Below are 24,706 nucleotides of genomic sequence, written 5' to 3'. Positions count from 1 at the left end.
GACAAGATTATTCGCGCAGCCGGCGTTGCCCGAGCTGCGTTTTTCGTGTGTGCCAAAACAGTGCGCGCCGGAAACTTGCTTGAAAGGGGAGAACTTTTGCGAAAAGCCCGAGTCTATGTTTGCAAGCCTGGTCATTTAGTTATGCAAGCCTCCTTCAAGTACAACGAGGAGTGTTCATGCTAACCCAGGAAGAGGATCAGCAGCTGGTCGAGCGCGTTCAGCGCGGTGACAAGCGTGCATTTGATCTGCTAGTGCTGAAATACCAGCACAAAATTCTCGGGTTGATCGTGCGATTCGTGCACGACACCCATGAAGCGCAGGATGTAGCACAGGAAGCCTTTATCAAGGCATACCGTGCACTAGGCAATTTCCGCGGTGATAGTGCGTTTTACACGTGGCTATATCGCATCGCCATTAACACGGCGAAGAACTATTTGGTGTCTCGCGGCCGCCGCCCACCCGATAGTGATGTAAGTTCAGAAGATGCTGAATTTTACGATGGTGATCATGGCCTCAAGGATCTCGAGTCGCCGGAGCGTTCATTGCTGCGCGACGAAATCGAAGGCACCGTTCATCGCACAATTCAGCAACTGCCGGAAGATTTGCGTACCGCGTTAACTTTACGTGAATTCGATGGTCTGAGTTACGAAGACATTGCGAGCGTCATGCAATGTCCGGTGGGGACTGTAAGGTCACGGATTTTCCGGGCCCGGGAAGCCATCGACAAAGCCTTGCAACCGTTGTTGCAGGAAAACTAAAGACAGCGGCGACAGCCAAGAGAGGAACCGCCATGAGTCGTGATGCCCTGCAGGAATCGCTGTCCGCAGTGATGGATAACGAAGCGGATGAACTGGAACTTCGTCGAGTGCTCAACGCATTTGATGATGCCGAAACCCGTGATACCTGGTCTCGTTACCAAGTCGCTCGGGCGGTGATGCACAAGGATCTACTAATCCCTCGTTTGGATATTGCTGCGGCCGTTTCTGCTGCGCTGGCCGATGAAGCCGTTCCGGCAAAAGCTGCTCGTGGTCCATGGCGTAGCCTGGGTCGCCTGGCGGTTGCTGCTTCGGTGACTGTTGCCGTATTGGCGGGTGTTCGCCTGTACAACCAGGACGAAATTGCCGGTAACGAGCTGGCCCAACAGGTTCAGCAGCCGGTCATGGCTGGTCCGCAAGTCAAGGGCCCGGCTGTACTGGCCGGCTACAAGGAAAGCTCTGACACCACCGGCCCAATGGCCAATGGCGTACTGCAAGGGCAATCCGGCTGGCAGGATCAGCGCCTTCCAGGCTACCTGCGTCAACACGCACAGGAGTCGGCCTTGAAAGGTACTGAAAGCGCTCTGCCTTACGCACGTGCTGCAAGCCTGGAAAACCGTTGAATCGCTGAGGAGCACTATGCGCGCCATACCGCTCCTCACGCTTTTGCTCAGTAGCTGGTTTGCACTATCCGCCCATGCCGACGAAGCCCAAGACTGGCTGACTCGACTTGGGCGTGCAGAGCAGCAACAAAGCTTCGAAGGTACGTTCGTCTACGAACGTAATGGCAGTTTTTCTACCCATGACATCTGGCATCGTGTCCAGAATGGTCAGGTTCGTGAGCGATTACTCCAGCTCGACGGTTCTGCCCAGGAAGTCGTACGGATAGATGGTCGTACTCAATGCGTCAGCGGCACACTCGTCGCAGGCCTTGGAAATTCGCGTGATGCCTCGGCCGCGCGTGTTCTTGATCCCCAAAAGCTCACTCCCTTTTATGAACTGTCCGTTATCGGGAAATCCCGTGTGGCCGGTCGTAACGCGGTGATTGTCTCGATCACCCCTCGAGACCAATACCGATATGGCTTCGAGTTGCATCTGGATCGCGAAACGGCATTGCCACTCAAATCGTTGTTACTCAACGATCAGGGGCAGTTGTTGGAACGTTTTCAATTCACCCGCCTGAATACGTCGGTCGCGCTTTCTGATCGCGATCTGCAGCCCAGCGGCGAATGTAAAGCCGTCGCCGTTTCCAACAACAACGCGCCAGAAGTACCTGCCGATCAGGCATGGCACCTGAACTGGCTGCCGCCTGGTTTTGAGCCCATCAGCAGTAACGCACGCCGAGATAGCCAAACCCAATCTACTGTCGACAGTTGGATGTATAGCGACGGCCTTGCACGCTTCTCGGTGTTTCTCGAGTCGACAGACGGAGCGAGCGTGACGGAAACCCGCACTCAACTGGGGCCTACGGTTGCGGTGTCGCGGCGCCTGAACACGGTGGACGGCGAGATGATGGTGACGGTTGTCGGCGAAATCCCCATCGGCACCGCCGAACGCATCGCGCTGTCGGTGCGCGGTGAAAAGGTTGCCACCCAGCCATGAGTTGTTAATCCTATGTTCATCCTGACCTTCCAATGTGAGCCTCTGCTTGGTTGGGTATTGAGAGCATGAAATGTCTGGTTCGTTATTTTCACTTGCAAAAAATCCCCATGTTTTTTATAGGTCAGGGCTTGTCGGCTCCGGCCTTGTTTTGTTCGCGGAACAAAGATGCCGATCGTAGTTTTCGGTGTTTCTTGAACCCTGTCGCTCAACCCTGCTCGTCGTAACGGGAGCTGTATGTCGATACCACGTTTGAAGTCTTACTTATCCATAGTCGCCACGGTGCTGGTGCTGGGTCAGGCTGTGTCCGCGCAAGCGGCCGAACTGCCTGACTTCACCCAGTTGGTGGAGCAGGCCTCGCCTGCCGTGGTGAACATCAGTACTACGCAGAAACTGCCCGAGCGCAAAGTCTCGAACCAGCAGATGCCGGACCTCGAAGGGCTGCCGCCGATGCTGCGCGAGTTCTTCGAGCGGGGTATGCCGCAACAGCGCTCCCCACGTGGCGGCGGCGGTGGCCAGCGCGAAGCGCAGTCCCTGGGGTCGGGTTTCATCATTTCTTCCGATGGCTACATCCTCACCAACAATCATGTGATTGCCGATGCTGACGAGATCCTCGTGCGCCTGGCCGACCGCAGTGAGTTGAAAGCCAAGCTGGTCGGTACGGACCCGCGCTCCGATGTGGCCTTGCTGAAAATCGATGGCAAGGATTTACCGGTACTGAAACTGGGTAAATCCCAGGACTTGAAAGCCGGGCAGTGGGTCGTGGCAATCGGTTCGCCATTCGGCTTTGACCATACCGTCACCCAAGGCATCGTCAGTGCCATTGGCCGCAGCCTGCCGAACGAAAACTACGTGCCGTTCATCCAGACCGATGTGCCGATCAACCCAGGTAACTCCGGTGGTCCGTTGTTCAATCTGGCGGGCGAGGTGGTGGGTATCAACTCGCAGATCTATACCCGCTCCGGTGGCTTCATGGGCGTATCCTTCGCGATCCCGATCGATGTTGCCATGGACGTTTCCAACCAGCTCAAGAGCGGTGGCAAAGTCAGCCGCGGCTGGTTGGGTGTCGTGATCCAGGAGGTGAACAAAGACCTGGCTGAATCCTTCGGCCTCGAGAAGCCGGCCGGTGCCCTGGTCGCACAGATTCAGGACGACGGCCCGGCTGCCAAAGGCGGCCTGCAAGTTGGCGACGTGATCCTGAGCATGAACGGCCAGCCGATCATCATGTCCGCCGATTTGCCGCACCTGGTCGGTGCTCTGAAAGCCGGCAGCAAGGCCAAGTTGGAAGTGATCCGTGATGGCAAGCGTCAAAACGTCGAGCTGACCGTAGGGGCTATCCCTGAAGAAGGCGCCGCCCTCGATGCGCTGGGCAACGCCAAGCCAGGCGTTGAGCGCAGCAGCAACCGCCTGGGTATTGCGGTGGTTGAGCTGACCGCTGAGCAGAAGAAGAGCTTCGACCTGAAGGGTGGCGTGGTGATCAAGGAAGTCCAGGACGGCCCAGCCGCCTTGATCGGCCTGCAGCCGGGGGATGTGATCACCCACCTGAACAATCAGGCGATCAACTCCACCAAGGAGTTCGCCGACATCGCCAAGGCGTTGCCGAAGAATCGCTCGGTGTCGATGCGTGTGCTGCGTCAGGGGCGTGCGAGTTTCATCACGTTCAAGCTGGCTGAGTAAGGCTCTAGCCTATTAAAAAGCCCCGCCTTCGTTTAACGAAGGCGGGGCTTTTTTGTGGGCGATGGATTTAGCCCATCATCCCTTTCACCAGACGTTCCTGTTCAATCAATTCACGTTGGCGTGCATCGATACGCGAGGACAGCGGGAAGTTGTTGCCTGCCCGGCGCTTGGCAAAGTCCAGCTGTTGAATGGCCTGCTGGAAGTCACCCACCAAGGCAAAGTACTCGGCGCGGGCCTGATGCAAACCGATGATGTTGCCGGACAAACCGCGGGTCTCGGCGACCTGGTACCAGACATCCGGGTCATCGGGTCGGGATTTGAGCAAACCGTCCAGGGCTTTCTCCGCATCTGCGGTACGGTTCTGCTTGAGCAGCAAGTCCACGCGCACCTGATTCAGCGGATAGTTGCCGGGGTATTGGGTGAGCATCCGGTCCGTGCGTTGCTGGGCATCCGGCAGGCGATTGTTGGTGATGTCCAACTCGATCTGCGCCAGGTTGTAGGTGATGTCATTGGGGGCTTTGGCCAGCAGCGGTGCCAGGTTTTCTCGGGCCGCCTTGAGCTGGGTACCCTTGATCTGGGCAATGGCCAGGCCATAGCGTGCCACGTCGTTTTTCGGGTTTTCGTCCAGTTGTGCCTGGAACCGCTTGGCGGCCAGGCCTGGGGTGTCTTCATATTGCAGTTGTACGCGCGCGCGGATCAGTTGATAGCGCAGGCTGTCTTCCTTGCCGCCGGGTTTGGCTTGTTCGGCGCGGTTGCGGGTGTCGGCAATCCGTGATTCGGTAACCGGGTGAGTCAGCAGGAACTCCGGTGGCTTGGCGTCGAAGCGGTATTGGCGCATCAGCCGTTCGAACATGGTGGGCATGGAGCGCGGGTCGTACCCGGCTTTTTCCAGGTTGAGGATGCCGATCCGGTCAGCCTCCTGTTCATTCTGGCGCGAGAACCGGCGCTGCTCCTGGATAGCCGCCGCCTGGCTGCCGGCAATGGCGGCAATGCCGGCGTCACCTGCGCCTGCCGCCGCGGCGATGATGCCGCCGAGCAGGGCGGCCATCATCGGGAGCTGCATGCGCGACTGTGCTTCCACGCCCCGTGCAAAGTGACGTTGGGACAAGTGAGCCAGTTCGTGTGCCAATACCGAGGCGTATTCACCTTCGGTCTGGGCATTGAGGAACAGGCCGCCGTTGACCCCGACAATCCCGCCGGGCGCGGCAAAGGCGTTGAGTTGCGGACTGTTGATCAGGATGAATTCCAGGCGCCGATCATTGACCTGGCTGGTCTCCACCAGTTTGTACACGCTGGTTTCGACGTAGTCTTTGAGCTGCGGGTCATTGAGCTGCGACACCTGGCCGCGTAAGTAGGCAAGCCAGGCGCGGCCCAGTTGGTATTCCTGTTGTGGCGAGACAATGGCAGAACTGGCGTCGCCAAGTGACGGCAGGTCGTCAGCGAAGCCTGGAGAGGCCAGCAGGCAAGCCAGCGTCAGCAGGGTAGGGCGCAAAAAAGTCATGCACAAAGCCTTTCGACAAAGAGTCTACTGTAGCCGGACACTGAGCTTCGGACCAGATATTCTAAGCAGCCCAACGCTTGTCCGGAGTAAAACCATGACCGACGCTGTAGCCTTTGATGCGGAGCTTGATGCCAGCGGCCTGAATTGCCCGTTGCCCCTGCTCAAGGCCAAGTTGGAACTCAATCGATTGGCCAGTGGCGCAGTACTCAAGGTGATCGCCACGGATGCCGGCTCCCAGCGCGATTTCCGGACCTTTGCCAAGTTGGCCGGTCACACCCTGCTGCACGAAGAAGACGCCGCCGGGGTGTACCGTTACTGGCTACGAAAGGCCTGAATCGTTCGCCCCATCATCCGAGGTTGATTGATGTTCAAAGTGTTACGAGACTGGATCCAGCGCTACTTTTCCGATGAAGAGGCCGTGGTGCTGGCGGTCCTGCTGTTCCTGGCTTTTACGGCGGTGCTCACTTTGGGCGGCATGCTGGCGCCGGTACTGGCAGGGATGGTGCTGGCGTACCTGATGCAAGGGTTGGTCAACACCCTGGAACGTTTGCGCTTACCGGGTGGTGTGGCGGTGGGGTTGGTGTTTGCCCTGTTCATGGGCTTGCTGGTGGTATTCATCGTGGTGGTGCTGCCGCTGCTGTGGCATCAGTTGATCACCCTGTTCAACGAGTTGCCGGGGATGTTGGCCAAGTGGCAGTCGTTGTTGCTGATGTTGCCTGAACGCTATCCGCATCTGGTGTCGGATGAGCAGGTGGTGCAGGCCATTGAACTGGCGCGCGGCGAGATCGGAAAATTCGGGCAGTGGGCGCTGACCTTTTCTCTGTCCAGCCTGCCGTTGTTGGTCAACATCATGATCTATCTGGTGCTGGTGCCGATCCTGGTGTTTTTCTTCCTCAAGGACCGCGAGATGATCGGCCGCTGGGTCCGCGGTTACCTGCCGCGTGAAAGGGCGCTGATTACCCGAGTGGCCGAAGAGATGAACCGTCAGATTGCCAACTACATTCGCGGCAAGGTGATTGAGATCGTTATCTGTGGGGGCGTCACCTACATCGCCTTTGTGGTCCTCGGGCTCAACTATGCGGCGTTACTGGCACTGCTGGTGGGCGTGTCTGTAGTAGTGCCATATGTCGGCGCAGTGGTGGTGACGGTGCCGGTGACGTTGATCGCCTTGTTCCAGTGGGGGTGGAGCGACCAGTTCATCTACCTGATGGCGGTGTACGGCATCATCCAGACCCTGGATGGCAATGTGCTGGTGCCGCTGCTGTTCTCGGAAGCCGTCAACCTGCACCCGGTGGCGATCATCTGCGCGGTGTTGTTGTTCGGTGGGTTGTGGGGATTCTGGGGCGTGTTCTTCGCGATTCCCCTGGCGACGCTGTTCAAGGCGGTGCTCGACGCGTGGCCGCGACAGGAACCTATAGTTGCACCGCTATTGTAGTGAGCGGGCTTGCCCCGCGCTGGGTGGCGAAGCCGCCCCAAACCCAGGCGCCTCGGTCTGTCTGAAACACCGCGGCGTCCGTGTTGGTGCGGCTTTGCCGCCCAGCGCGGGGCAAGCCCGCTCACTACAATCAGTGCTTGTTCAAGGCTTGTGCCGCAGCCAGGACGGTATCCACGTGACCTGGCACTTTTACACCACGCCATTCCTGGCGCAGCACCCCTGCGCTGTCGATCAGGAAGGTGCTGCGATCCACGCCCAGGTATTCCTTGCCGTACAGCTTCTTCAACTTGATCACGTCAAACAGCTGGCAAACTGCTTCGTCCTTGTCACTGATCAGCTCGAACGGGAACGCCTGCTTGCCCTTGAAGTTCTCGTGGGACTTCACGCTGTCACGCGACACGCCAAAGACTTCGGTGTTGGCGGCCTGGAAGGCTGCGTACTGGTCACGGAAACCCTGGCCTTCAGTGGTGCAGCCCGGGGTGCTGTCCTTGGGGTAGAAGTAGATCACCACTTGCTTGCCCTTGAGGGCCGCGAGGCTGAAGGTCTGGCCGCTGGTGGCCTGGGCTTCGAAATCGGTCACGGGTGTGTCGATGGCTACCGGCATGAGGACTTCCTTACATTGGATTCTGAGGGCGCCATGGTTCGATCAGGGCGTCAAGGTTCAGGGCGTCGGCGAAATCCAGGAACTGGTCGCGCAGCCAACTGATCTGCACGCCGGCCGGCAGGGTCACGGTGAACGTCGCGTTGAGCATGGTGCCGCCGGTTTGGGGCGCCTGATAGGTATCACAGGTCAGGTTCTCCAGCTCGACGTTATGATCGATGAAGAACTGGCACAGCTCATTGACGATGTCCGAGCGATAAGCCGAGCTGACATACGCCACATAAGGCAGCGCCTGAGGGCGATTCTCCAGCGCGGCACTGCGTACCACGTTGACGGTGAAGTCGTGCTTCTTGGCCAGGCCCGGCAAGCCGGTCTCCAGGCGCGCCAAGGCATCCCAGGTGCCGGAAATCTGCAGGACCAGCGCACTGCACTCGCCGTGGCGGGTCAGGCGGGAGGTCACGACGGCGCAGCGGTTCTCATGGCTGGCGCGGCACAGGACGTTGGTCAGCTCCATGGGGTTGGCGCCGAGGGCACTGATAACAAGGAATTGTTCGCGAACTGTGGGGGTGGACATGCAGCCTTCCTAAAGCGATGAGCGGTCGATACCGTGTGGGCTGTATCGATCAAAGGATCAAGGGTAGCGAAAAGCGTCGCCAAGGGCTAGGAGGCGGCGTTTTCATTGCGCGACCGGTCTGGTTTCATCGTGCTTCAGGCCATGCTTTGGCCCAATGATGGCATTGCCCGTCGTTTAGTTGATCCAGAACGCATCCTCAGACGGTACTTCGCTTGTGCAAGCATCTTGGCGCCAGTACCATTACGGCTCTCTTTTTCCGGCAGGAGCGGTTGCATGATTGCGGGCAGTATGGTGGCACTGGTCACACCCATGGATGCACAAGGTCATCTCGACTGGGACAGCCTGGGCAAGCTGGTGGACTTCCACCTGCAAGAAGGCACCAATGCCATTGTTGCGGTCGGCACCACGGGTGAATCGGCGACCCTCGATGTGGAAGAACACATCCAGGTGATCGAATTCGTGGTCAAGCGTGTCGCGGGCCGCATTGCCGTCATCGCCGGTACGGGCGCCAACTCGACGCGTGAAGCGATCGAGCTGACCAAAAACGCCAAGAAGGCCGGCGCCGACGCTTGCCTGCTGGTGACCCCGTACTACAACAAGCCGACCCAGGAAGGCCTGTACCAGCACTTTCGCGCCATCGCCGAAGCGGTCGAGATCCCGCAGATCCTCTACAACGTCCCGGGCCGTACCGCCTGCGACATGAAGGCTGAGACCGTGATCCGCCTGTCCACCGTGCCGAACATCATCGGTATCAAGGAAGCCACCGGCGACCTGCAGCGCGCCAAGGACATCCTGGCCGGCGTGAGCAGCGATTTCCTGGTGTATTCCGGTGACGACGCCACGGCTGTCGAACTGATCCTGCTGGGTGGCAAGGGCAACATCTCCGTGACCGCCAACGTGGCCCCGCGTGCCATGAGCGAAATGTGCGCCGCCGCCATTGCCGGTGATGCCGTGACCGCCCGAGCGATCCACGAGAAGCTGATGCCGCTCAACAAGACCCTGTTTATTGAATCCAACCCTATTCCCGTGAAGTGGGCACTGACTGAAATGGGCATGATGCCGGACGGTATCCGTCTGCCGCTCACCCGTCTCAGCGAAGCCTGTCACGAACCGCTGCGACAGGCCCTGCGCCAGTCCGGCGTCCTGGTTTAATTGAGGAAGCATTACGCATGAAGCGATTGGCCGGACTTTCCGCACTTGCCTTGATTATCTCCAGCACCAGTGGCTGCGGTTGGATTTGGGGCCCGGAAGGCTACTTCCGTGACCGCGGCAGCGACTACCTGGACGCGCAAGCGACCAAGCCGATGCAACTGCCGCCTGATGTCAATGTCGCCAAGCGCCTTGACCCACTGCTGCCGATTCCACGCAACGTTGCCGATGAAACCATCAAGGGCGAGTTCGTGGTACCGCGTCCACAGCCGATCACGGCCGTAGCGGATGCCAGCGACTACAGCCTGCAGAAAAGCGGCGACAACCGTTGGATCGTGGCGCAGCGCCCACCTGCCGAAGTCTGGCCGGTGGCGGTGCAGTTCTTCCAGGACAACGGTTTCCGCATTGACCAGCAGCGCCCGCAGACCGGTGAATTCACCACGGCCTGGCAGCACGGCAGTGAACTGTCCGCCAACATGGCCCAGCGTCTGCAAGCCGGTGGTGTAGCTGCCGACAGCGAAGCCCGTGTGCGTGTGCGCATCGAGCCTGGCGTGCAGCGTAATACCAGTGAAGTCTATGTGGTCAGCGCCGAGCGTCCTGCCGGCAGCACGGCCAACGTCGAATTCACCAATCGCTCGGTCAACACCGGCGTTGACGCCGCGTTGGTCGATGAGATGCTGGCCAACATGAGCCGTATCTCCGAGAAGGGCGGTTCGGTTTCCCTGCTCGCCGCACGCGACTACGATACGCCTAACCGTGTCAGCCTCTCCGAAGACGGCAGCGGCAACGTGGTGCTGAACTTGGGTGAAGACCTGGATCGTGCCTGGGCCAGTGTAGGCCGTGCGTTGGAGAAGGGCCCTTGGCGTGTTGAGGATATCAACCGCAGCCTGGGCCTGTACTACATCAACGTGGCGGAAAAGGCCGAGAAGAAAGACGACGAGCCAGGTTTCTTCGGCAAGTTGTTTGGCAGCCAGCCGACCAAGGAAGAGATCGAAACCCGCGCCGAGCGTTACCAGGTTCGTTTGAGCAAGGTGGGCGACAGCGTGCAGGTCACCGTCGAGAAGAACATCAACACGGTTGCGCCGGCTGAAACCGCACGCAAGGTGTTGGGCGTGATTCAGGACAACCTGGGCTGATCCGATGCGTTTTGCCGTTCTCGGCAGCGGTAGCCAAGGGAACGGCACGCTGGTCGCTCATGACGACACGTACGTGCTGGTCGATTGTGGTTTCTCGTTAAGAGAAACCGAGCGGCGCCTGCTGCGCCTGGGGGTTCACCCCGCGCAGTTGAGCGCGATTCTGGTGACCCACGAACATGCCGACCATGTGCATGGCGTGGGTTTGCTGTCTCGGCGCTACAATCTGCCGGTGTACCTGAGTCGCGGCACCTTGCGCGGGATGCGCAAACCCATTGAACCTGCGGGTTTCCTGGCCGGTGGTGAGCAACTGCAGATCGGCGCATTGAGCGTCAACGTGATTGCCGTGGCACACGACGCCCAGGAGCCGACGCAATACGTATTCAGTGATGGCGAGCGGCGTTTCGGTGTGCTCACCGACCTGGGTTCCTACTGTGCGAAGGTGCTGGACGGGTACCGCAACCTCGATGCCTTGATGATCGAGTCCAACCACTGCCGTGACCTGCTGGCTCGTGGTCATTACCCGTACTTTCTCAAGCAGCGGGTGGGCGGCGAACTGGGACATTTGAACAACCACCAGGCGGCGTACCTGGTGTATGAGTTGGGCTGGCAAGACCTGCAACACCTGGTCCTGGCCCATCTGAGCAGCAAGAACAACCTGCCGACGCTTGCCCGGCAATGTTTTGTCGACACCCTCGGGTGCGACCCGGACTGGCTGCAACTGGCCGATCAAGATTCAGGGCTCGACTGGCGACATATCGCCTAGCCCACCTCACTCAAAGCGGAGCCCATCATGGAAAAACGTGAAGAACTCTACCGCGGCAAGGCCAAGTCGGTTTACAAGACCGACGACGCCAACCGCCTGATCCTGCTGTTTCGCAACGACACTTCGGCGTTCGACGGCAAGCGCATCGAACAGCTTGATCGCAAAGGCATGGTGAACAACAAGTTCAACGCCTTCATCATGCAGAAACTCGAAGCGGCCGGCATTCCGACCCAATTCGACAAACTGCTGGGCGACAACGAGTGCCTGGTGAAGAAGCTGGACATGATCCCGGTCGAATGCGTCGTGCGTAACTACGCCGCCGGCAGCCTGGTCAAGCGTCTGGGCGTGGAAGAGGGCCTCAAGCTCAACCCCTACACCTTCGAGTTGTTCCTGAAGGACGACGCCAAGGGCGACCCGTTCATCAACGAATCCCACGTTGTGGCGTTCGGCTGGGGCACCGCCGAGCAACTGGCGCGCATGAAGGAGTTGTCCCTCAAGGTCAACGACGTGCTGAGCAAGCTGTTCGACGACGCCGGCCTGCTGCTGGTCGACTTCAAGCTGGAATTCGGTGTATTCCACGACGGCTCCATCGTCCTGGGCGACGAATTCAGCCCGGACGGCTGCCGCTTGTGGGACAAAGACACCAAGAAAAAGATGGACAAAGACCGCTTCCGCCAGGGCCTCGGTGACGTTATCGAAGCCTACGAAGAAGTCGCCAACCGTCTCGGCGTACCGCTTTAATCGACGCAAGCATCTGATAGCACGGAAAAAAATCTCTTTTGGGGTTTGCTTCCGTGAAACACACTGTTATGATGCGCGCCGTTGGAGAGATGCCAGAGTGGCCGAATGGGACGGATTCGAAATCCGTTGTACCTTCACCGGTACCTAGGGTTCGAATCCCTATCTCTCCGCCATTACATAGAAAAAGCCCCGTAGCTGAGTAAGCTACGGGGCTTTTTCGTTTTTGGCAGAGCATTTACTACAGCTCAAACGCTCAGATGTTCTTTGATAAAACCATGACCACATGGCTATAGATCATCTATAGAAACCCTTACGCGTTGAGGGGACGCCAATCGTTCCCGCACTTTGGCCAGCAAGGCTTCATCATCCTCAGTCATCAGCACAGGCTTGAAAGGCAATTGACCGCGCTCTACTACATATTGCAGGGTTTGGCGCATCAGTTCAGAAGGCGTGACGCCAAGCCTTTCCAGTTCCAGGTAGGCGCGAGCTTTCAGGTCGTCATCGATGCGGATGTTTATAGATGCCATGGAAGCGTTACTCATGTAATGACGTTTGTCGTTACATTGGCTCAGGTATGCCGTGTTGGCAAGGCTGTCTCGACGTATGGCGTTGTCTTCCAACCTCGACATCACTTCTTACCCTGTGGCTTTGACGGCGACTTTTTATCCTTCTCCTTCACCGTTTCCCTTGGTCTTTTCTTTGCCTCAGCCTCTGTCACGTACTCTCCGGTGACGGCATCACGATATCTGGTTGGCATGTAAGCTCCTTGGCAGTACGTCGCCACATGGCGACCCTTTCGAGGCTAGTTCAGGGGCGTGGGTACACAAGCTTCACTGTGCGAGTTTTCATTACGAAGCTTTTCCAAATCGGGACTTGCGATGCGCGTCCGCTGAAAAATAAAAAAGCCTGCCAAGCTCAATGCTCAGCAGGCTTTTCAACGGCTCTTGCTGCTCAGGCAGATTGCGCTACCAAGCTGTTACTCACATTTCGCCCCAGCACCAGCACCGTGACAAAACCTACGCCGACCAACGCCGTCGCCAGGCTCAACAGCACCGAGCTACCCATCTGGTCCACAATCCGCCCGCCGAAGAATGAACCCAAGGCAATGATCACCTGAAACAAGGCGACGAACAGCGGCATACCGCGTTCAACATCCTTGGGCGCCACGACAAACATCCAGATACTGGCGCAGGCCGGGAAGGCACCAAAGGCGAAGCCCCAGAGTGCGATCAACATCGTCGCGCCGATCAGGCCGGTGGCGAAGTAGGGGAACAGGGCGGTGCTGGTGCCGATCATCAGTGCGACCAGCAGCAGGGTATAGCGCACGCTGCGGTTGGCGGCGAAGCCGGCAAAAATGTTACCGGCGACACCGGCTATGCCAAACATCAGCAGCAGTGAGCCAATGGTCTGGCCGTCGAAGCCGGAGCTGTTCTTGAAGAACGGCGCGACGTAGGTGTAGGCGGCAAAGTGTGCCAGGCCGATCAGCAACACGGCGATCAAACCGACCCGAGCGCGTGGGTTGATAAACAAGGCCGGCAGGTCACTGATGAGGATGGCCTTTTCCGGGTCGAGCCGCGGCAGCAAAAAGACCTGCGCCAGCAGCACGGGTACGCCTACCAGCGCGGTGACCAGGAAGGTCATGCGCCAGCCCATCAGGCCGCTGAGCCAGGTGCCGACGGGCACGCCGAGGACGGTGGCCAGGGTCACTCCCATCATGATGATCGAGGTGGCCTTCGCCACGCCCACGCCTCTGGGAGCGAGACGGCCGCTGAGGGCGATGGCGGTGGCCCAGAACCCGCCGATGCTGATGCCCAGCAGGACGCGACCGAACAGCAGCAGGCTGAAGTCACTGGCGAATGCCACGACGGTGTTGGCGATGATCATGATCAGCGTCAGGCCGATCAATAAATAGCGGCGGTCCATGGCGCCAATCATCACAGACAGCAACGGGGCGGCGAGGGCGGCCATGATACCGGGCAGGGTGACCATCAGGCCGGCATGGCCGGCACTGATGCCGAGGTCGCTGGCGACATCATTGAGTACGCCCACCGGCAGGAACTCACTGGTCACCAGGGCGAAGGCACCCACCGCGACCGAGAGAATCGCCAGCCACTGCTGTTTGACACTTTGTTGATCATGTTCCGGGCGGCCGCTTGGGGCCTGGCTGGCACTTGGCATGGTATCGGGTTCCAGAAAGATGTGTCGCCTGAAGCCAGGCGCAGGGGAGGAGAAACTGGAGGCGATTATATAAATCGTTTTTAGCAACCACCGAGGCGCTCGTTTCGATAATAACCATCAGTACAATCGATTCGACGCTCTTTAGGCCGACAGTCAGACCACGCTTAACCTGCCAGTAAAAATGGCGCATGGTGGCAGATATCTCTTGTTGCTGTTCTTCCTCATTGTGACGGAGCATGACAATCATGAAGACTTACCGTGAACAGGCCGTTGGCTACCGCAGCGCATTTCTCCTGGCCGCGGCTTTATTTGCAGGCCAGGTTCTCGCATCCGGGGACGAACCGGCGCCGCCCAAGCCGAACTGCCCCAAAGGCCAGGTCTGGGATACCAAGAGCGGAAAATGCGTGCTGCAAACCAGCAAGGCCATCTCGGACGCCGACCGTACCGATTACGCGTACCGCTTGGCCAAGGATGGGCAGTACGATGAGGCGCTGGCTTTGCTCGACACCCTGCAGAACCCCAACACCGCCAAGGCCCTCAACTACCGCGGTTATGCCACGCGCAAACTGGGACGCACCGATGAAGGCATCGGTTATTACCTGAAGTCCGTTGCGCTCGACCCCAACTATGCCCAGGTCCGCGAGTACCTGGGTGAGGCGTATGTGATCAAGGGACGTCTGGATTTGGCGCAGGAACAATTGGCGAAAATCAAATCCCTGTGCAGCACCCGCTGCGAAGAGTATCAGGACCTGGCCGAAGCCATTGCGTCCGCGCCGCAGGCGTGACGCCGAACACTTCGGTATGCGGGTGCCGCGCTGGAAGGCTCGCCAGGACTGCTGGTCTGCGACGAGTCTTACGGTGAGACGGCGAGCGTCTGCGGCACCAGCTCCAACACCCGGTTCCTACCCCCTTCCGCCAGCAGATAGGTGCCCCGTCCTGTCGGCACAATCGATTGCGGCGCCTTCAAGAACGACAGAATGGTCTGCTGCTTGCCCAAAGAGTCAATCAACAACAGGCGTGCCCGGTGCGTCGAGTCTTCGTTGACCCACAACCCGCGCTCATCACACATCAGGAACGTCGGCTTGTTCAAGCCCGCCAGCACCACTGGGTCGCTGCCATCATCGGTCAGTTCGCGGACCACGCCTTTTTTCTTTTCGGTATAGAGCATGCGCCCATCCGTGCAACGCACGATGGATTCGCCTTCCTCGACCTGATCGCGCAGCACGCTCAGGGACTGGTCGCTCCAGTGGTAGCGCATCAGGCGGCCGGTGGGCTTGCGGTCTTCAATGGCGTACAGGTCGTCGCCCTCGACCCATAGGCCCTGTACGTTTTCACCGCGGAATAACTCCGTGACGGCGCCGTCCTTGAGAAAGCTGACCGGCGCGCCACCTGATTCCTGGCTGAACACCCAGCCGCCACGGGTGGCGACCATGCCGTCGGGTTTGGACAGGTTGGCCACTACGACTTCGCGTTGCCCGTCCGCGTGGATCCGCACAATGCTGCCCAGCCCGTCCTTTAGTTCCTGGCTGACCATCAGCGAGCCATCGTGCAGGGGCATCAGCGATGCCGCCTTGGCCACGTCTCGATGAATGACGCTATAGCTCCAGCCGTCGCTCGCCTGCACCGGATAGAAACTCTGCCAGGCAAAAAAGCCCAGGGTAGCGAGGCATAGCGGGCCAAGGATCCATGCGCCGCAGCGCAGCGCCTGGTGTTTTTTTATTATTCGACTCATGGAGGTACGCCGGTAGGAATGGGAAAAAATAATCGAGTCGGACACCCTACCAAAGGCTGCCATTGAACTTCACCCCGGGAAAATCGCCTGTCCCCGAAAACCGTGCTTGCAGGCGACGTCCAGCCCCGGGTACATGACGTCCCATCCGCTCCCGTACGATAATGCCCCCATCCTGACAGCCACTGGCCACCCTCTCGTGATCATCAACTTCGACCTCAACGACCTTCAAGCCTTCCGCGCTGTGGTAGACAAAGGCAGTTTTCGCGGTGCCGCCGAGGCCATCCGAATCTCGCAACCGGCTCTTAGCCGACGTATCGAAAAGCTCGAATCCGCCCTCGATGTGAAGCTGTTCGAGCGCACCACCCGACGGGTCAACCTGACCATGGTCGGCCGTGCGTTCCTGCCCCAGGTGGAGCGTATTCTTGACGACCTCGACATCGCCTTGATGGGCATCAGCAATGTGGCGTCCACGCGGATGGGCAACGTCACCATCGCCTGCGTGCCGTCCACCGCTTATTACTTCATGCCCCATGTGATCTCCGAGTTTCACAAGCTCTATCCGAAGATTCGCCTGCAGGTGCTGGATGCCAGCGCCGGTGAGGTCTGCAATGCCGTGGAGAGCGGCGAGGCGGATTTCGGTGTGAGTTTCAGCGGCAGCCTGGCCGATGAAGTGGAATTCGAATTGCTGTTGCAGGAGCGCTACGTCCTGGCCTGCCGGCATGACCATCCGCTGGCCGGGCGCCAGAGTGTGAGTTGGGCTGAAGCTTACGAATACGACTACATCACCGTGGACAAGTCCTCGGGCAACCGCTTTCTGCTGGACCAGGCCCTGCGCGGCGTGCGGGTGAAGAAACCGAGTGTCTGCGAGACCCACCACGTGACCACGATGATCGGGCTGGTGGAGGCGGGGTTGGGCGTGGCGATGGTGCCATCGATTGCGATGCCCGCGGGCGAACACCCGATCCTGGTGAGTGTGCCGCTGGTGGAACCGCAGGTGATGCGCAATGTGGGCTTGATCAAGCGCCGCGGGCGGACGTTGCCGCCGGCGGCGCTGGAGTTGGAGCGGTTGGTACGGGAGATGCCGTTTCGGTCAGCGTGACACCGAGTCCAGGCCGGTGGATTGCACCACCGGTTGCGCCTCGGGTGAAGCCAGGAACTTCAGCAGTGCCTTGGCCTGGGCCGGGTGTTTGGCGTTGACCGGAATCCCCGCCGCAAAGCGTGTCACCGACTGCACGTCTTCCGGGATCTTGCCCACAAACGTCACCCCTGGTATCGGCAACAGTTCCGCCACCTGCTGCAAGCCGACCTCGTAGTCACCCTTGGCGACCTGTTCGGCCACCGGCAGGCGCTCGATCATCGTGCCTTTGGCGGGCATGCCGAGCTTCTTGAACAGTTCCTTCTCGACATACACGCCGCTGGCGCTGTCCGAATAAGCCACGGATTTGGCCTGGGTCAGCGTGGCCTTCAATTCGGCGTCAGTGCCGATCGCCGGTTTGGCCGCGCCGGCTTTCACCACCAGGCCAATACGCGAGTCCGCCAGTTCCACGCGGGACGCAGGGTCGACCTTGCCTTGCTTGATCAAGTCATCCAGCGCATAGCCGACCATGATCACCACATCGGCGGGTTCGCCACGCGCCAGACGGTTGGGAATCGCTTCCGGCGCCTTGCCCATGGACGGACCCAGGATGGTATTCAGGGTGTCGCCACTTTGTTTGGCATATTGCGGGCCGAGCAATTTATAGGCAGCAGTAAAACCACCGGAGGTCATCACGTTGAGTTCTTCGGCCTGCGCCGTCAGTGCCAGGGCGCCGAGTGCAAGGGCCGTAAGGCTGTTGAGTAGGGTGCGCATCATACGGCCTCCTGCAGCATCTGCCCGCGGGTATTGGCGCGACGGTACAGGGCCAAGGTCGAGCACAGGGCGCACAGCGCGGCAAACATCATCCAGTAGGCCGGCGAAGCCTTGTCTTCGGTGACATGGATAAACCAGGTGGAGATCGCCGGGGTGAAACCACCGAAAATGGCGGTCGCCAGGCTATAAGCCAGGGAGAAACCGGCCACACGTACTTCCACCGGCATGATTTCGGTCAGGGCCGGGATCATTGCGCCGTTGTACATGCCGTACAGGAAGGAGAACCACAGCAGGGTTTCGAGCATATGCGCGAAGCTTGGCGCATTCACCACGAACGACAGCGCCGGGTAGGCGGTGATCACGGTGAGGGCGGTCATGGCCACCAGCACCGGCTTGCGCCCGAAGCGGTCGCTCAGGGTGCCGCCGATCGGCAGCCAGACAAAGTTCGACACCGCCACCAGCAACGTCACCAGCAAGGCGTCGGAAGTGCTCAGTTGCAGCACGGTCTTGCCGAAGGTCGGCGCGTAGACCGTGATCAGGTAGAACGCCGTGGTGGTCATGGCAACCATCAGCATGCCGCCGATCACCATGGTCCAGTTCTTCGCCAGGGTCGCCAGCACTTCGCGCATGCTTGGGCGATGTTTGCGGTTGGCGAACTCTTCGGTTTCCTGCAGGTTGCGTCGCAGTACAAAAATGAACGGGATGATCACGCAACCCAGGCCGAAGGGAATGCGCCAGCCCCAATCGGCAACTACAGCCGGTTCCATCCATTGGTTCAGGCCATAACCCAAGGCGGCCGCAACCACGATGGAGATCTGTTGGCTGCCGGACTGCCAACTGGTGTAGAAGCCTTTGCGGCCCGGTGTGGCCATTTCAGACAAGTACACCGACACGCCGCCCAGTTCCGCACCGGCCGAAAAACCTTGCAGCAAGCGACCCAGCAGCACCAGCAGCGGTGCCCACAGGCCAATGGTCTGATAACCCGGTACCAGCACGATCAGCAGCGTGCCGCTGGCCATGATCGACAGAGTCATGATCAACCCTTTGCGGCGACCGACGTCATCGATATAGGCACCCAGAACGATCGCGCCCAGTGGACGCATCAGGAAACCCGCGCCGAACACGGCGAAGGTCATCATTAATGACGCAAACTCATTGGCGGCGGGGAAGAACGCGGCAGCGATATAGGTGGCGTAGAAGCCGAACAGAAAGAAGTCGAACTGTTCGAGGAAGTTGCCCGAGGTAACGCGTAGGACTGCACCCACTTTCGAAGGGGCAGCGTCGGGCCGGGAAGGGCTAGTCATGGTTTTTGTGTCTCCAGCGTTCTTTTTAAGAGCTTGTTTCGCTTAAGACCCGGGATAGTGGCTGACACATTTAGAAATGATAAGTGAGTTATTTGGATGAATTGATGCGTAACTGTTATCAATTGGGGCATCCGCCCAAAATGCTTGCTCTGTTCTATGCTGGATGGGTGAACCATTCTTAAGGAAGGGAGGTGGCTATGAATAATGAGCAGAAGGAACGGGATGAGCCGGAGCGTGTACAACCCCAGCGTCAGCATGAGGAGGAGAAGCCCCAGACCTGGAAGCATGATGACTCTACGGAACTGTCACCGCTTGATGAGGAGATTCCGCTCAAGCGTTGAAAGGGTGTGCCCCGATCAATGGATCGGGGTACACAATTCCACCAGCGTGCCATCCGGGCAACGCACATAAGACACCACTTGCCCCCAAGGCTTGGTGCTCGGTGGCGACAGTTCTGTCGCGCCATGGACGAGCGCTTTGGCGTGGGCGGCGAACACGTCCTCGGTGACGAAACCCACTTCCATTCCTAGCGGTTTGCTGGAGGCATGGGCCTGCACGTGGCCGCCGTCGAAATTCATGCCCGCCAATTCGTGGGCGGCAAACGAGAGGGTGGTTTCGCCGGTTTCCAGCTCGCCATAGGTACCCGATTCATGCAGGAAACGGCGAGTGAAACCGAAGGCTATTTCAAAGAATGCCAGGGAGGCGGCAACGTCCGGCACATAGATGATGGTGTAGGCGAATTTCATGCTTGGCAGTCCTTGCTCACAAGTGGGTAGAGGCTATTCCAGATCAAACCAGCAGCGACGTCGGAAACCCCGCCGCCAGCACCATGTAGGCGACCACCGTCGCCAGGCACAAGCCGATAAATACGCGCAGCAGTGTCCTTACGGTGGGGTTGGCGATGAATCGGACAACCCATAGACAAAACCCGGCCACGACAATGGCCAAGGCGATTATGAACAGCACGATGGTGTTCCTGTGACCTTCAAGAGCTGATTTATAGTCGCAAAGCCGCTCGATGAACAGTGTTCACATAGACGCAGCCCGGCGGCCTTTCTAAACTGCGCGTTGTTTTGGGGAGAGGGGCAGGCGCCGATGAATCGTAATGAACTACGCAAGGCCGACATCAACCTGATGGTGGTCTTCGAGGCACTGATGCTCGAACGCAACGTGACGCGGGTGGCGGAGAAGCTGTTTCTCGGCCAGCCGACCATCAGTTCGGCCCTCAACCGTTTACGCACCTTGTTCAATGACCCGCTGTTCATTCGCGTGGGTCACCGCATGGAACCGACGGCGCGGGCCGAGGAAATCATCCAGCACCTGTCGCCGGCGTTGGATTCGCTGTCGTCGGCCCTGAGCCTGACTCACGATTTCGACCCGTCCCGCAGCACCATGACCTTCCGTATCGGCCTGTCCGACGACGTCGAGTTTGGTCTGCTACCGCCGCTGTTGCGGGCTTTGCGCCAGGAAGCGCCCTTGGTGGTGTTTGTGGTGCAGCATGTGGATTACTGGCGCATCCCTGACTTGTTGGCATCCGGTGATATCACCGTCGGCATCACCCAGACCCGCGGTCTGCCGGCCAATGCCAAGCGCAAGCTGTTGCGGCATATCCGCCCGTGCCTGCTACGCGCCGATGCCTCGGACACACCGCTGACCCTCGACGAATATTGCGCACGCCCTCATGTGCTGGTGTCGCACACCGCCAACGTGTCCGGGTTTGCCGATGAATGGCTGGCCGAGATCGGCCGCAAGCGCCAGGTGGTGCTGTCGGTGCCGCAATACAGCGCGCTGCCGGCGTTGCTCGCCGGAACCGACATGATCGCCAGCTTGCCGGACTACACCGCCCAGGCCATGGCCGCCAGCGGGCAGCTGTTCTGCGAGCCATTTCCGTTTGAAACCCCGACCCTCGACCTGTCCATGGTCTGGCTCAGCCACGTCGATACCGACCCGGCGGAACGCTGGATGCGCTCGCGGCTGGAGGCGTTCATGAGTGACCGCGACTCACTGGCGGCGCCGCCGGCAAAATCTTGAGACACCCCTTGAGGGAGAACTGAAAGCGCTCTGAATCAGTGCGCCTGCGTGTTATATGTATGACTCTTTTCCTACAACCATCGGGAGCTTTTAATGCCGCACCTGCATCTGGAATACACCGCCAACCTTACGGACTTGCCTGTCGAGAAAACCCTGTTGCGGCTCAACAACGTGCTGATGGCGTCCGGGCAGTTCGCTTCCGAGTTCGATATCAAGAGCCGCGCAGTGAAGGTGGAGAATTTCCAGGTGGGCACCTCGCTCAGCCCACGCGGTTTTATCGCGGTCAAGCTGTCGCTGCTTAGCGGGCGGTCGCCGCAGATCAAGCAACAGTTGTCGCAAAGCCTGTTGGCGGCCTTGCAGGACTTGGGCGAATGGCCGGCGGATGTGCAGGTTCAGCTCAGCGTGCAACTGGACGACATGGATCGTGAGTCCTACAGCAAAGTCGCAATCGGCTAAGGCTTGAAGCCGACGCCGTCACCAAGTCGAGGCGGCCTTCTGTTTCGGGTCGAAGGCCTGGCCGCCGGCGTGGCACAGGTTGATGCTCTCCAGGATCTTCAGCACATGGCCATACATGGTGGTGGCCTTGTAAGTCGGGCGCATGCCGGCCCGCGTGTTTATAAACAGCTCGTCTTCAAAGCTGGTGCGCAGCTTCTTCAGGCTGTAGCTCACGGTGGACTGACTGACGAACAGCGTTTCGGAGACCTCGGTAACGCTGCTCTGGTCATAGACGGCGATAAACACCATCAAGTCCTGCATATCGAGCTTTCTGAGCAAGTTACTGTTTAGCATCGGTTTCGTCCGTAAACCCGTTGTACCGAACTCAGTACAAGACTGCACAAAAGCTTAACGGAACGGCCGTACCAATAGAAAGCTCTGTAGGTCGTTTCTATGTTTGGTGTGGGACAAATAATGTTGGTAACACGACGTCAGTCCCCGCCTGCACGCCATCGATAGACACACCGTTCAATACCCTACGGCAGCTGCAACCTCCTGCATCCACAGTGCCTGGTCGACTTCAATCAGCGTCGGCCCCTGGCGATCCGTGGCGGCGCGCAAGGCCGCCCGCAACGGTTCGATGCCCCGCACACTTTCGGCCGCGCAGCCCAAGGCTTTGGCCACACCGATAAAGTCCGGCGTATAGATATCTACACCCACGGGCTCAATGGCGCGGTTGACCATGTATTTCTTGATCTCTTCGTAACCCTGGTTATTCCACAGCAGCACGATGACCGGCGTGCGGGCTTCCACGGCACTGGCCAGCTCCGGCAGGCTGAACTGCAACCCGCCGTCGCCGATCAGGCACACCACCGGCTGCCCGTCGCCACGTCCCAACCAGGCGCCGATGGCGGCCGGCAAGGCATAGCCCAAGGTGCCGTAGCCAGTGGAAGAGTTGAACCAGCGACGTGGGTGGTCGAGGTTCAGGGTCAGGTTGCCGCTGTACACCGGCTGGGTGGAATCACCTACCAGCACTGCACCCGGCAGTTCATCCAGAACCGTGTCGAGCAACAACGTCTGTGCGCGAGTGGCGGCATCCCAGGCCGGCGTCAGTTCCGCCCACAGGCGGGCGACTCGTTGGCCGCCCCAGGTCGAATCGCGGGTCGGCAATACCTGTTTGTGCAAGTCGTCGAGCAAGGCTGCGGCGGCGATTTGCGCGTCGGCCACCAGCGCCACCTGGGGCGGGTAGTTGCGCACGGTCTGGTCGGCGTCGATGTCGATACGCAGCAGCGCGCCCGGGATCTCGAAGCCACCGGCGAAGGTCACGTCATAGTCGGTTTCCGCCAGCTCCGTGCCGATCGCCAGCACCACATCGGCCTCGGCCACCAGCGCGCGCGTGGCGGGCAGGGTCTGGGTCGAGCCGATCAGCAGCGGATGGGAGGAGGGCAGCATGCCCTTGGCATTGATGGTCAGGGCTACCGGTGCGCCGAGGATTTCGGCCAGGCGCGTCAACTCAGGCGCGGCCTCGATGGCACCGCCGCCCGCCAGGATCAGCGGGCGTTTTGCTGCGCCAAGCAACTGGCCCATCTGCTTGACCGACGCGGGTGCCGCGCCGGCTCGCGCCACGCTGACGGGCGTACAGTCGAGCAATGCATCGGCGTTTTCCACCAGTACGTCCAGCGGAATTTCGATATGCACGGGGCGCGGTCGACCGGCCTGGAAGACGGCAAAGGCCCGCGCCAGGACGCCCGGCAATTCTGCGGCCGACATCAAGGTATGGGAGAACGCCGCCACGCCCGCAATCATCGCGCTCTGGTTGGGCAGTTCGTGCAACTTGCCGCGCCCGCCGCCCAATTGGCTGCGCGATTGCACGCTGGAAATCACCAGCATCGGGATCGAGTCCGCGTAGGCTTGGCCCATGGCGGTGGTGATATTGGTCATGCCGGGGCCGGTGATGATGAAGCACACGCCTGGCTTGCCGCGGGTACGCGCGTAACCATCAGCCATAAACCCGGCACCCTGTTCATGGCGCGGGGTGACGTGACGGATGCCGGAGCGTGCCAGGCCGCGGTACAGCTCCACGGTGTGCACGCCGGGAATGCCGAACACCTGGTCCACGTCGTAGCGTTCCAGGAGATTGACCAGTACTTCGCCGCAGGTCGCCATACATATCGCTCTTGTGAGGGTTCGAGGCGGTATTGGAGCGGCTGGGCGGTAGCGGCAACAATCGATAAAAAGTCATACTAGCCATGTCCTCACGTCATGGCTCAATTGCGATGAAACGTCTTCCTCCGCTGCCCGCCCTGCACACGTTCTGGGTCACCGCCCAGTGTTGCAACTTCACCCGCGCCGCCGAGCAATTGCATATCACCCAGGGCGCGGTGAGCCGGCAGATTGCCGGGTTGGAAAGCCACCTCGGCTACGCCTTGTTCCAGCGCCAGGCCCGGGGCTTGAGCCTGACCGAAGAGGGCCGTGAATGGTCGCTGCGCGTACAGCAAGTATTTGGCTTGATCGTGGATGCGCTGGAGCAGATCGGCGATCGTCGCGAAACCCTGCAACTCAAGGCGCCCACCTGTGTCATGCGTTGGTTGCTGCCACGCCTGATGCAATGGCAACGTGAACGTCCGGATGTGCCGGTGGAGCTCACCACCACCGTGGCCTACACCGTGGATTTTCGCCGCGAGTCATTCGACGCGGCGGTGATCTACGCGCCCATCGCCGAGCCACCTGCCGAAGCGCGGCATTTGTTTGATGAGCAACTCACGCCGGTCTGCGCTCCCGCCTTGCTCGGTGGTTTGCGGGCACCGGCCGACTTGCAGCAACAGGTGCTGCTGCATCCTACCCGGGATGGGCGGGATTGGGCGTTGTGGTTGAAAGCAGCGGATACGCGGCTGAGCAACCTGGCCCAGGGGCATCATTTCGAGACCTTGGATCTGGCCATGACGGTGGCGTCACAAGGTTCAGGCGTGGCGATCGGTGATAGCGCGTTGATTGGCGAGGATGTCACGGCCGGCAGGCTGGCGATGCCGTTTGAACTGCGGGTGCCGACGGGGATGGCGTATTACCTGGTGCGCCCACCGGGCGCCGAGCTGTCGGCAGGCCTTGAAGCACTAATGGAATGGCTGGCAAATCAAGCAAAACCCACCGCGACCTGACGTGTAGTGAGCGGGCTTGCCCCGCGCTGGGGGGGCGCAGCCGCCCCAAACCAGGCGCTCGAGATCTACCTGGAAGAACGCGGTGCCTGGA

General features: G+C 59.8%; 28 protein-coding genes, 1 tRNA gene and 1 pseudogene. 17 read left to right on the top strand and 13 right to left on the bottom strand.

The genetic code is table 11. The features are described from left to right. The first annotated feature begins 176 nt into the window (after positions 1-176). From rpoE to ACQRBV_RS01885, 4 genes are all read left to right on the top strand, one after another. Positions 177-758, top strand: coding sequence for an RNA polymerase sigma factor RpoE (rpoE, locus tag ACQRBV_RS01900; protein WP_060753712.1), 582 nt, complete (start codon positions 177-179; stop codon positions 756-758). A gap of 32 nt (positions 759-790) precedes the next feature. Continuing rightward, the gene (locus ACQRBV_RS01895; RefSeq protein WP_060753711.1) at positions 791-1,378 is read left to right on the top strand and encodes a sigma-E factor negative regulatory protein; all 588 of its coding nucleotides are present in this window, start codon (positions 791-793) and stop codon (positions 1,376-1,378) included. Positions 1,379-1,394: 16 nt separating this feature from the next. After that, positions 1,395-2,357, top strand: a complete 963-nt coding sequence (locus ACQRBV_RS01890) for a MucB/RseB C-terminal domain-containing protein (RefSeq protein WP_060753710.1) — start codon at positions 1,395-1,397, stop codon at positions 2,355-2,357. A 234-nt stretch (positions 2,358-2,591) separates the two neighbouring features. After that, the gene (locus ACQRBV_RS01885) at positions 2,592-4,031 is read left to right on the top strand and encodes a DegQ family serine endoprotease (protein ID WP_244384056.1); all 1,440 of its coding nucleotides are present in this window, start codon (positions 2,592-2,594) and stop codon (positions 4,029-4,031) included. A gap of 67 nt (positions 4,032-4,098) precedes the next feature. Here ACQRBV_RS01885 and ACQRBV_RS01880 read toward each other — a convergent pair whose 3' ends face one another. Further along, on the bottom strand, positions 4,099-5,532 hold the full coding sequence (locus tag ACQRBV_RS01880) for a M48 family metalloprotease (RefSeq protein WP_060753708.1): 1,434 nt from the start codon (positions 5,530-5,532) through the stop codon (positions 4,099-4,101). A 94-nt stretch (positions 5,533-5,626) separates the two neighbouring features. Here ACQRBV_RS01880 and ACQRBV_RS01875 point away from each other — a divergent pair, with 94 nt between their 5' ends. Both ACQRBV_RS01875 and ACQRBV_RS01870 read left to right on the top strand, forming a co-directional pair. Further along, positions 5,627-5,866 (top strand): sulfurtransferase TusA family protein, encoded by a 240-nt coding sequence (locus ACQRBV_RS01875; RefSeq protein WP_010212198.1) that lies wholly within the window; start codon positions 5,627-5,629, stop codon positions 5,864-5,866. Positions 5,867-5,896: 30 nt separating this feature from the next. Further along, complete coding sequence (locus tag ACQRBV_RS01870) at positions 5,897-6,967, top strand: AI-2E family transporter (protein ID WP_060753706.1); 1,071 nt, start codon at positions 5,897-5,899, stop codon at positions 6,965-6,967. Positions 6,968-7,097: 130 nt separating this feature from the next. Here the strand turns inward: ACQRBV_RS01870 and ACQRBV_RS01865 are convergent, their stop codons facing one another. Together ACQRBV_RS01865 and ACQRBV_RS01860 are read right to left on the bottom strand one after the other, a co-directional pair. Next, a complete protein-coding gene (locus ACQRBV_RS01865) occupies positions 7,098-7,571 on the bottom strand; it encodes a peroxiredoxin (protein ID WP_104995789.1) in 474 nt (157 codons plus the stop codon). Between the two features lie 10 nt (positions 7,572-7,581). Then, entirely contained in the window at positions 7,582-8,142 is a 561-nt protein-coding gene (locus tag ACQRBV_RS01860) for a glycine cleavage system protein R (protein ID WP_003172487.1), read from the bottom strand. A gap of 273 nt (positions 8,143-8,415) precedes the next feature. On the opposite strand from ACQRBV_RS01860, the gene dapA reads away from it, so the two are divergent. The 5 genes from dapA to ACQRBV_RS01835 all read left to right on the top strand — a co-directional run bounded on the left by dapA (position 8,416) and on the right by ACQRBV_RS01835 (position 12,104). Next, positions 8,416-9,294 (top strand): 4-hydroxy-tetrahydrodipicolinate synthase, encoded by an 879-nt coding sequence (gene dapA, locus ACQRBV_RS01855; protein WP_090366213.1) that lies wholly within the window; start codon positions 8,416-8,418, stop codon positions 9,292-9,294. Positions 9,295-9,311: 17 nt separating this feature from the next. Continuing rightward, positions 9,312-10,427: an outer membrane protein assembly factor BamC gene (gene bamC / locus ACQRBV_RS01850; RefSeq protein ID WP_060753703.1), complete on the top strand. Its 1,116-nt coding sequence runs from the start codon at positions 9,312-9,314 to the stop codon at positions 10,425-10,427. 4 nt (positions 10,428-10,431) lie between these two features. Further along, positions 10,432-11,190, top strand: a complete 759-nt coding sequence (locus ACQRBV_RS01845) for an MBL fold metallo-hydrolase (RefSeq protein ID WP_104995791.1) — start codon at positions 10,432-10,434, stop codon at positions 11,188-11,190. Between the two features lie 27 nt (positions 11,191-11,217). Further along, the gene (gene purC, locus ACQRBV_RS01840) at positions 11,218-11,931 is read left to right on the top strand and encodes a phosphoribosylaminoimidazolesuccinocarboxamide synthase (protein ID WP_010212191.1); all 714 of its coding nucleotides are present in this window, start codon (positions 11,218-11,220) and stop codon (positions 11,929-11,931) included. An 83-nt stretch (positions 11,932-12,014) separates the two neighbouring features. Further along, positions 12,015-12,104: transfer RNA gene (locus ACQRBV_RS01835), tRNA-Ser, on the top strand. A gap of 114 nt (positions 12,105-12,218) precedes the next feature. On the opposite strand, the gene ACQRBV_RS01830 is transcribed toward ACQRBV_RS01835, so the two are convergent. From ACQRBV_RS01830 to ACQRBV_RS01820, 3 genes are all read right to left on the bottom strand, one after another. Beyond that, positions 12,219-12,458, bottom strand: a complete 240-nt coding sequence (locus ACQRBV_RS01830) for a type II toxin-antitoxin system RelB/DinJ family antitoxin (protein ID WP_060753830.1) — start codon at positions 12,456-12,458, stop codon at positions 12,219-12,221. A 424-nt stretch (positions 12,459-12,882) separates the two neighbouring features. Continuing rightward, positions 12,883-14,109: an MFS transporter gene (locus ACQRBV_RS01825; protein ID WP_060753699.1), complete on the bottom strand. Its 1,227-nt coding sequence runs from the start codon at positions 14,107-14,109 to the stop codon at positions 12,883-12,885. Further along, positions 14,066-14,356, bottom strand: a complete 291-nt coding sequence (locus ACQRBV_RS01820; protein ID WP_411984482.1) for a hypothetical protein — start codon at positions 14,354-14,356, stop codon at positions 14,066-14,068. The genes ACQRBV_RS01825 and ACQRBV_RS01820 overlap by 44 nt, the downstream gene beginning before the upstream one ends. Between ACQRBV_RS01820 and ACQRBV_RS01815 the strand changes: the two genes are divergently transcribed. Further along, complete coding sequence (locus tag ACQRBV_RS01815; protein WP_411984483.1) at positions 14,355-14,894, top strand: tetratricopeptide repeat protein; 540 nt, start codon at positions 14,355-14,357, stop codon at positions 14,892-14,894. The genes ACQRBV_RS01820 and ACQRBV_RS01815 overlap by 2 nt on opposite strands. A gap of 68 nt (positions 14,895-14,962) precedes the next feature. Here ACQRBV_RS01815 and ACQRBV_RS01810 read toward each other — a convergent pair whose 3' ends face one another. Next, entirely contained in the window at positions 14,963-15,841 is an 879-nt protein-coding gene (locus tag ACQRBV_RS01810; protein WP_411984484.1) for a hypothetical protein, read from the bottom strand. Between the two features lie 196 nt (positions 15,842-16,037). On the opposite strand from ACQRBV_RS01810, the gene ACQRBV_RS01805 reads away from it, so the two are divergent. Continuing rightward, complete coding sequence (locus ACQRBV_RS01805) at positions 16,038-16,940, top strand: LysR family transcriptional regulator (RefSeq protein ID WP_060753829.1); 903 nt, start codon at positions 16,038-16,040, stop codon at positions 16,938-16,940. Here ACQRBV_RS01805 and ACQRBV_RS01800 read toward each other — a convergent pair. Both ACQRBV_RS01800 and ACQRBV_RS01795 read right to left on the bottom strand, forming a co-directional pair. Then, positions 16,932-17,690 carry a substrate-binding domain-containing protein gene (locus tag ACQRBV_RS01800; protein ID WP_060753696.1) on the bottom strand — a complete coding sequence of 253 codons (759 nt, stop codon included), beginning with the start codon at positions 17,688-17,690 and terminating at the stop codon, positions 16,932-16,934. The genes ACQRBV_RS01805 and ACQRBV_RS01800 overlap by 9 nt on opposite strands. Continuing rightward, complete coding sequence (locus ACQRBV_RS01795; protein WP_060753695.1) at positions 17,690-18,994, bottom strand: MFS transporter; 1,305 nt, start codon at positions 18,992-18,994, stop codon at positions 17,690-17,692. Before ACQRBV_RS01795 ends, ACQRBV_RS01800 begins: the two co-directional genes overlap by 1 nt. Positions 18,995-19,185: 191 nt before the next feature. Between ACQRBV_RS01795 and ACQRBV_RS01790 the strand changes: the two genes are divergently transcribed. Continuing rightward, positions 19,186-19,335, top strand: coding sequence for a hypothetical protein (locus tag ACQRBV_RS01790; protein ID WP_178126898.1), 150 nt, complete (start codon positions 19,186-19,188; stop codon positions 19,333-19,335). A 15-nt stretch (positions 19,336-19,350) separates the two neighbouring features. Here ACQRBV_RS01790 and ACQRBV_RS01785 read toward each other — a convergent pair whose 3' ends face one another. Continuing rightward, positions 19,351-19,740 carry a VOC family protein gene (locus tag ACQRBV_RS01785; RefSeq protein WP_244384050.1) on the bottom strand — a complete coding sequence of 130 codons (390 nt, stop codon included), beginning with the start codon at positions 19,738-19,740 and terminating at the stop codon, positions 19,351-19,353. A 43-nt stretch (positions 19,741-19,783) separates the two neighbouring features. Then, positions 19,784-19,960: a hypothetical protein gene (locus ACQRBV_RS01780; RefSeq protein ID WP_162843513.1), complete on the bottom strand. Its 177-nt coding sequence runs from the start codon at positions 19,958-19,960 to the stop codon at positions 19,784-19,786. 129 nt (positions 19,961-20,089) lie between these two features. Between ACQRBV_RS01780 and ACQRBV_RS01775 the strand changes: the two genes are divergently transcribed. Both ACQRBV_RS01775 and ACQRBV_RS01770 read left to right on the top strand, forming a co-directional pair. Beyond that, positions 20,090-21,025, top strand: a complete 936-nt coding sequence (locus ACQRBV_RS01775; RefSeq protein ID WP_060753693.1) for a LysR substrate-binding domain-containing protein — start codon at positions 20,090-20,092, stop codon at positions 21,023-21,025. Between the two features lie 93 nt (positions 21,026-21,118). Further along, positions 21,119-21,481, top strand: coding sequence for a 5-carboxymethyl-2-hydroxymuconate Delta-isomerase (locus tag ACQRBV_RS01770; protein WP_090366203.1), 363 nt, complete (start codon positions 21,119-21,121; stop codon positions 21,479-21,481). Between the two features lie 27 nt (positions 21,482-21,508). Here ACQRBV_RS01770 and ACQRBV_RS01765 read toward each other — a convergent pair. Together ACQRBV_RS01765 and ACQRBV_RS01760 are read right to left on the bottom strand one after the other, a co-directional pair. Beyond that, positions 21,509-21,814, bottom strand: a pseudogene (locus tag ACQRBV_RS01765) (LysR family transcriptional regulator); the annotation flags it as partial. Between the two features lie 174 nt (positions 21,815-21,988). Then, complete coding sequence (locus ACQRBV_RS01760) at positions 21,989-23,626, bottom strand: 5-guanidino-2-oxopentanoate decarboxylase (RefSeq protein ID WP_411984485.1); 1,638 nt, start codon at positions 23,624-23,626, stop codon at positions 21,989-21,991. 110 nt (positions 23,627-23,736) lie between these two features. Between ACQRBV_RS01760 and ACQRBV_RS01755 the strand changes: the two genes are divergently transcribed. After that, the gene (locus ACQRBV_RS01755; RefSeq protein WP_411984486.1) at positions 23,737-24,615 is read left to right on the top strand and encodes a LysR substrate-binding domain-containing protein; all 879 of its coding nucleotides are present in this window, start codon (positions 23,737-23,739) and stop codon (positions 24,613-24,615) included. The last annotated feature ends 91 nt before the right edge of the window (positions 24,616-24,706 follow it).

The organism is Pseudomonas sp. R11F (assembly GCF_050312575.1).
Lineage (GTDB): Bacteria > Pseudomonadota > Gammaproteobacteria > Pseudomonadales > Pseudomonadaceae > Aquipseudomonas > Aquipseudomonas palleroniana.
The sequence above is the reverse complement of the archived record's forward strand: the minus strand, read 5'-3'. Positions and strand labels throughout refer to the sequence as shown.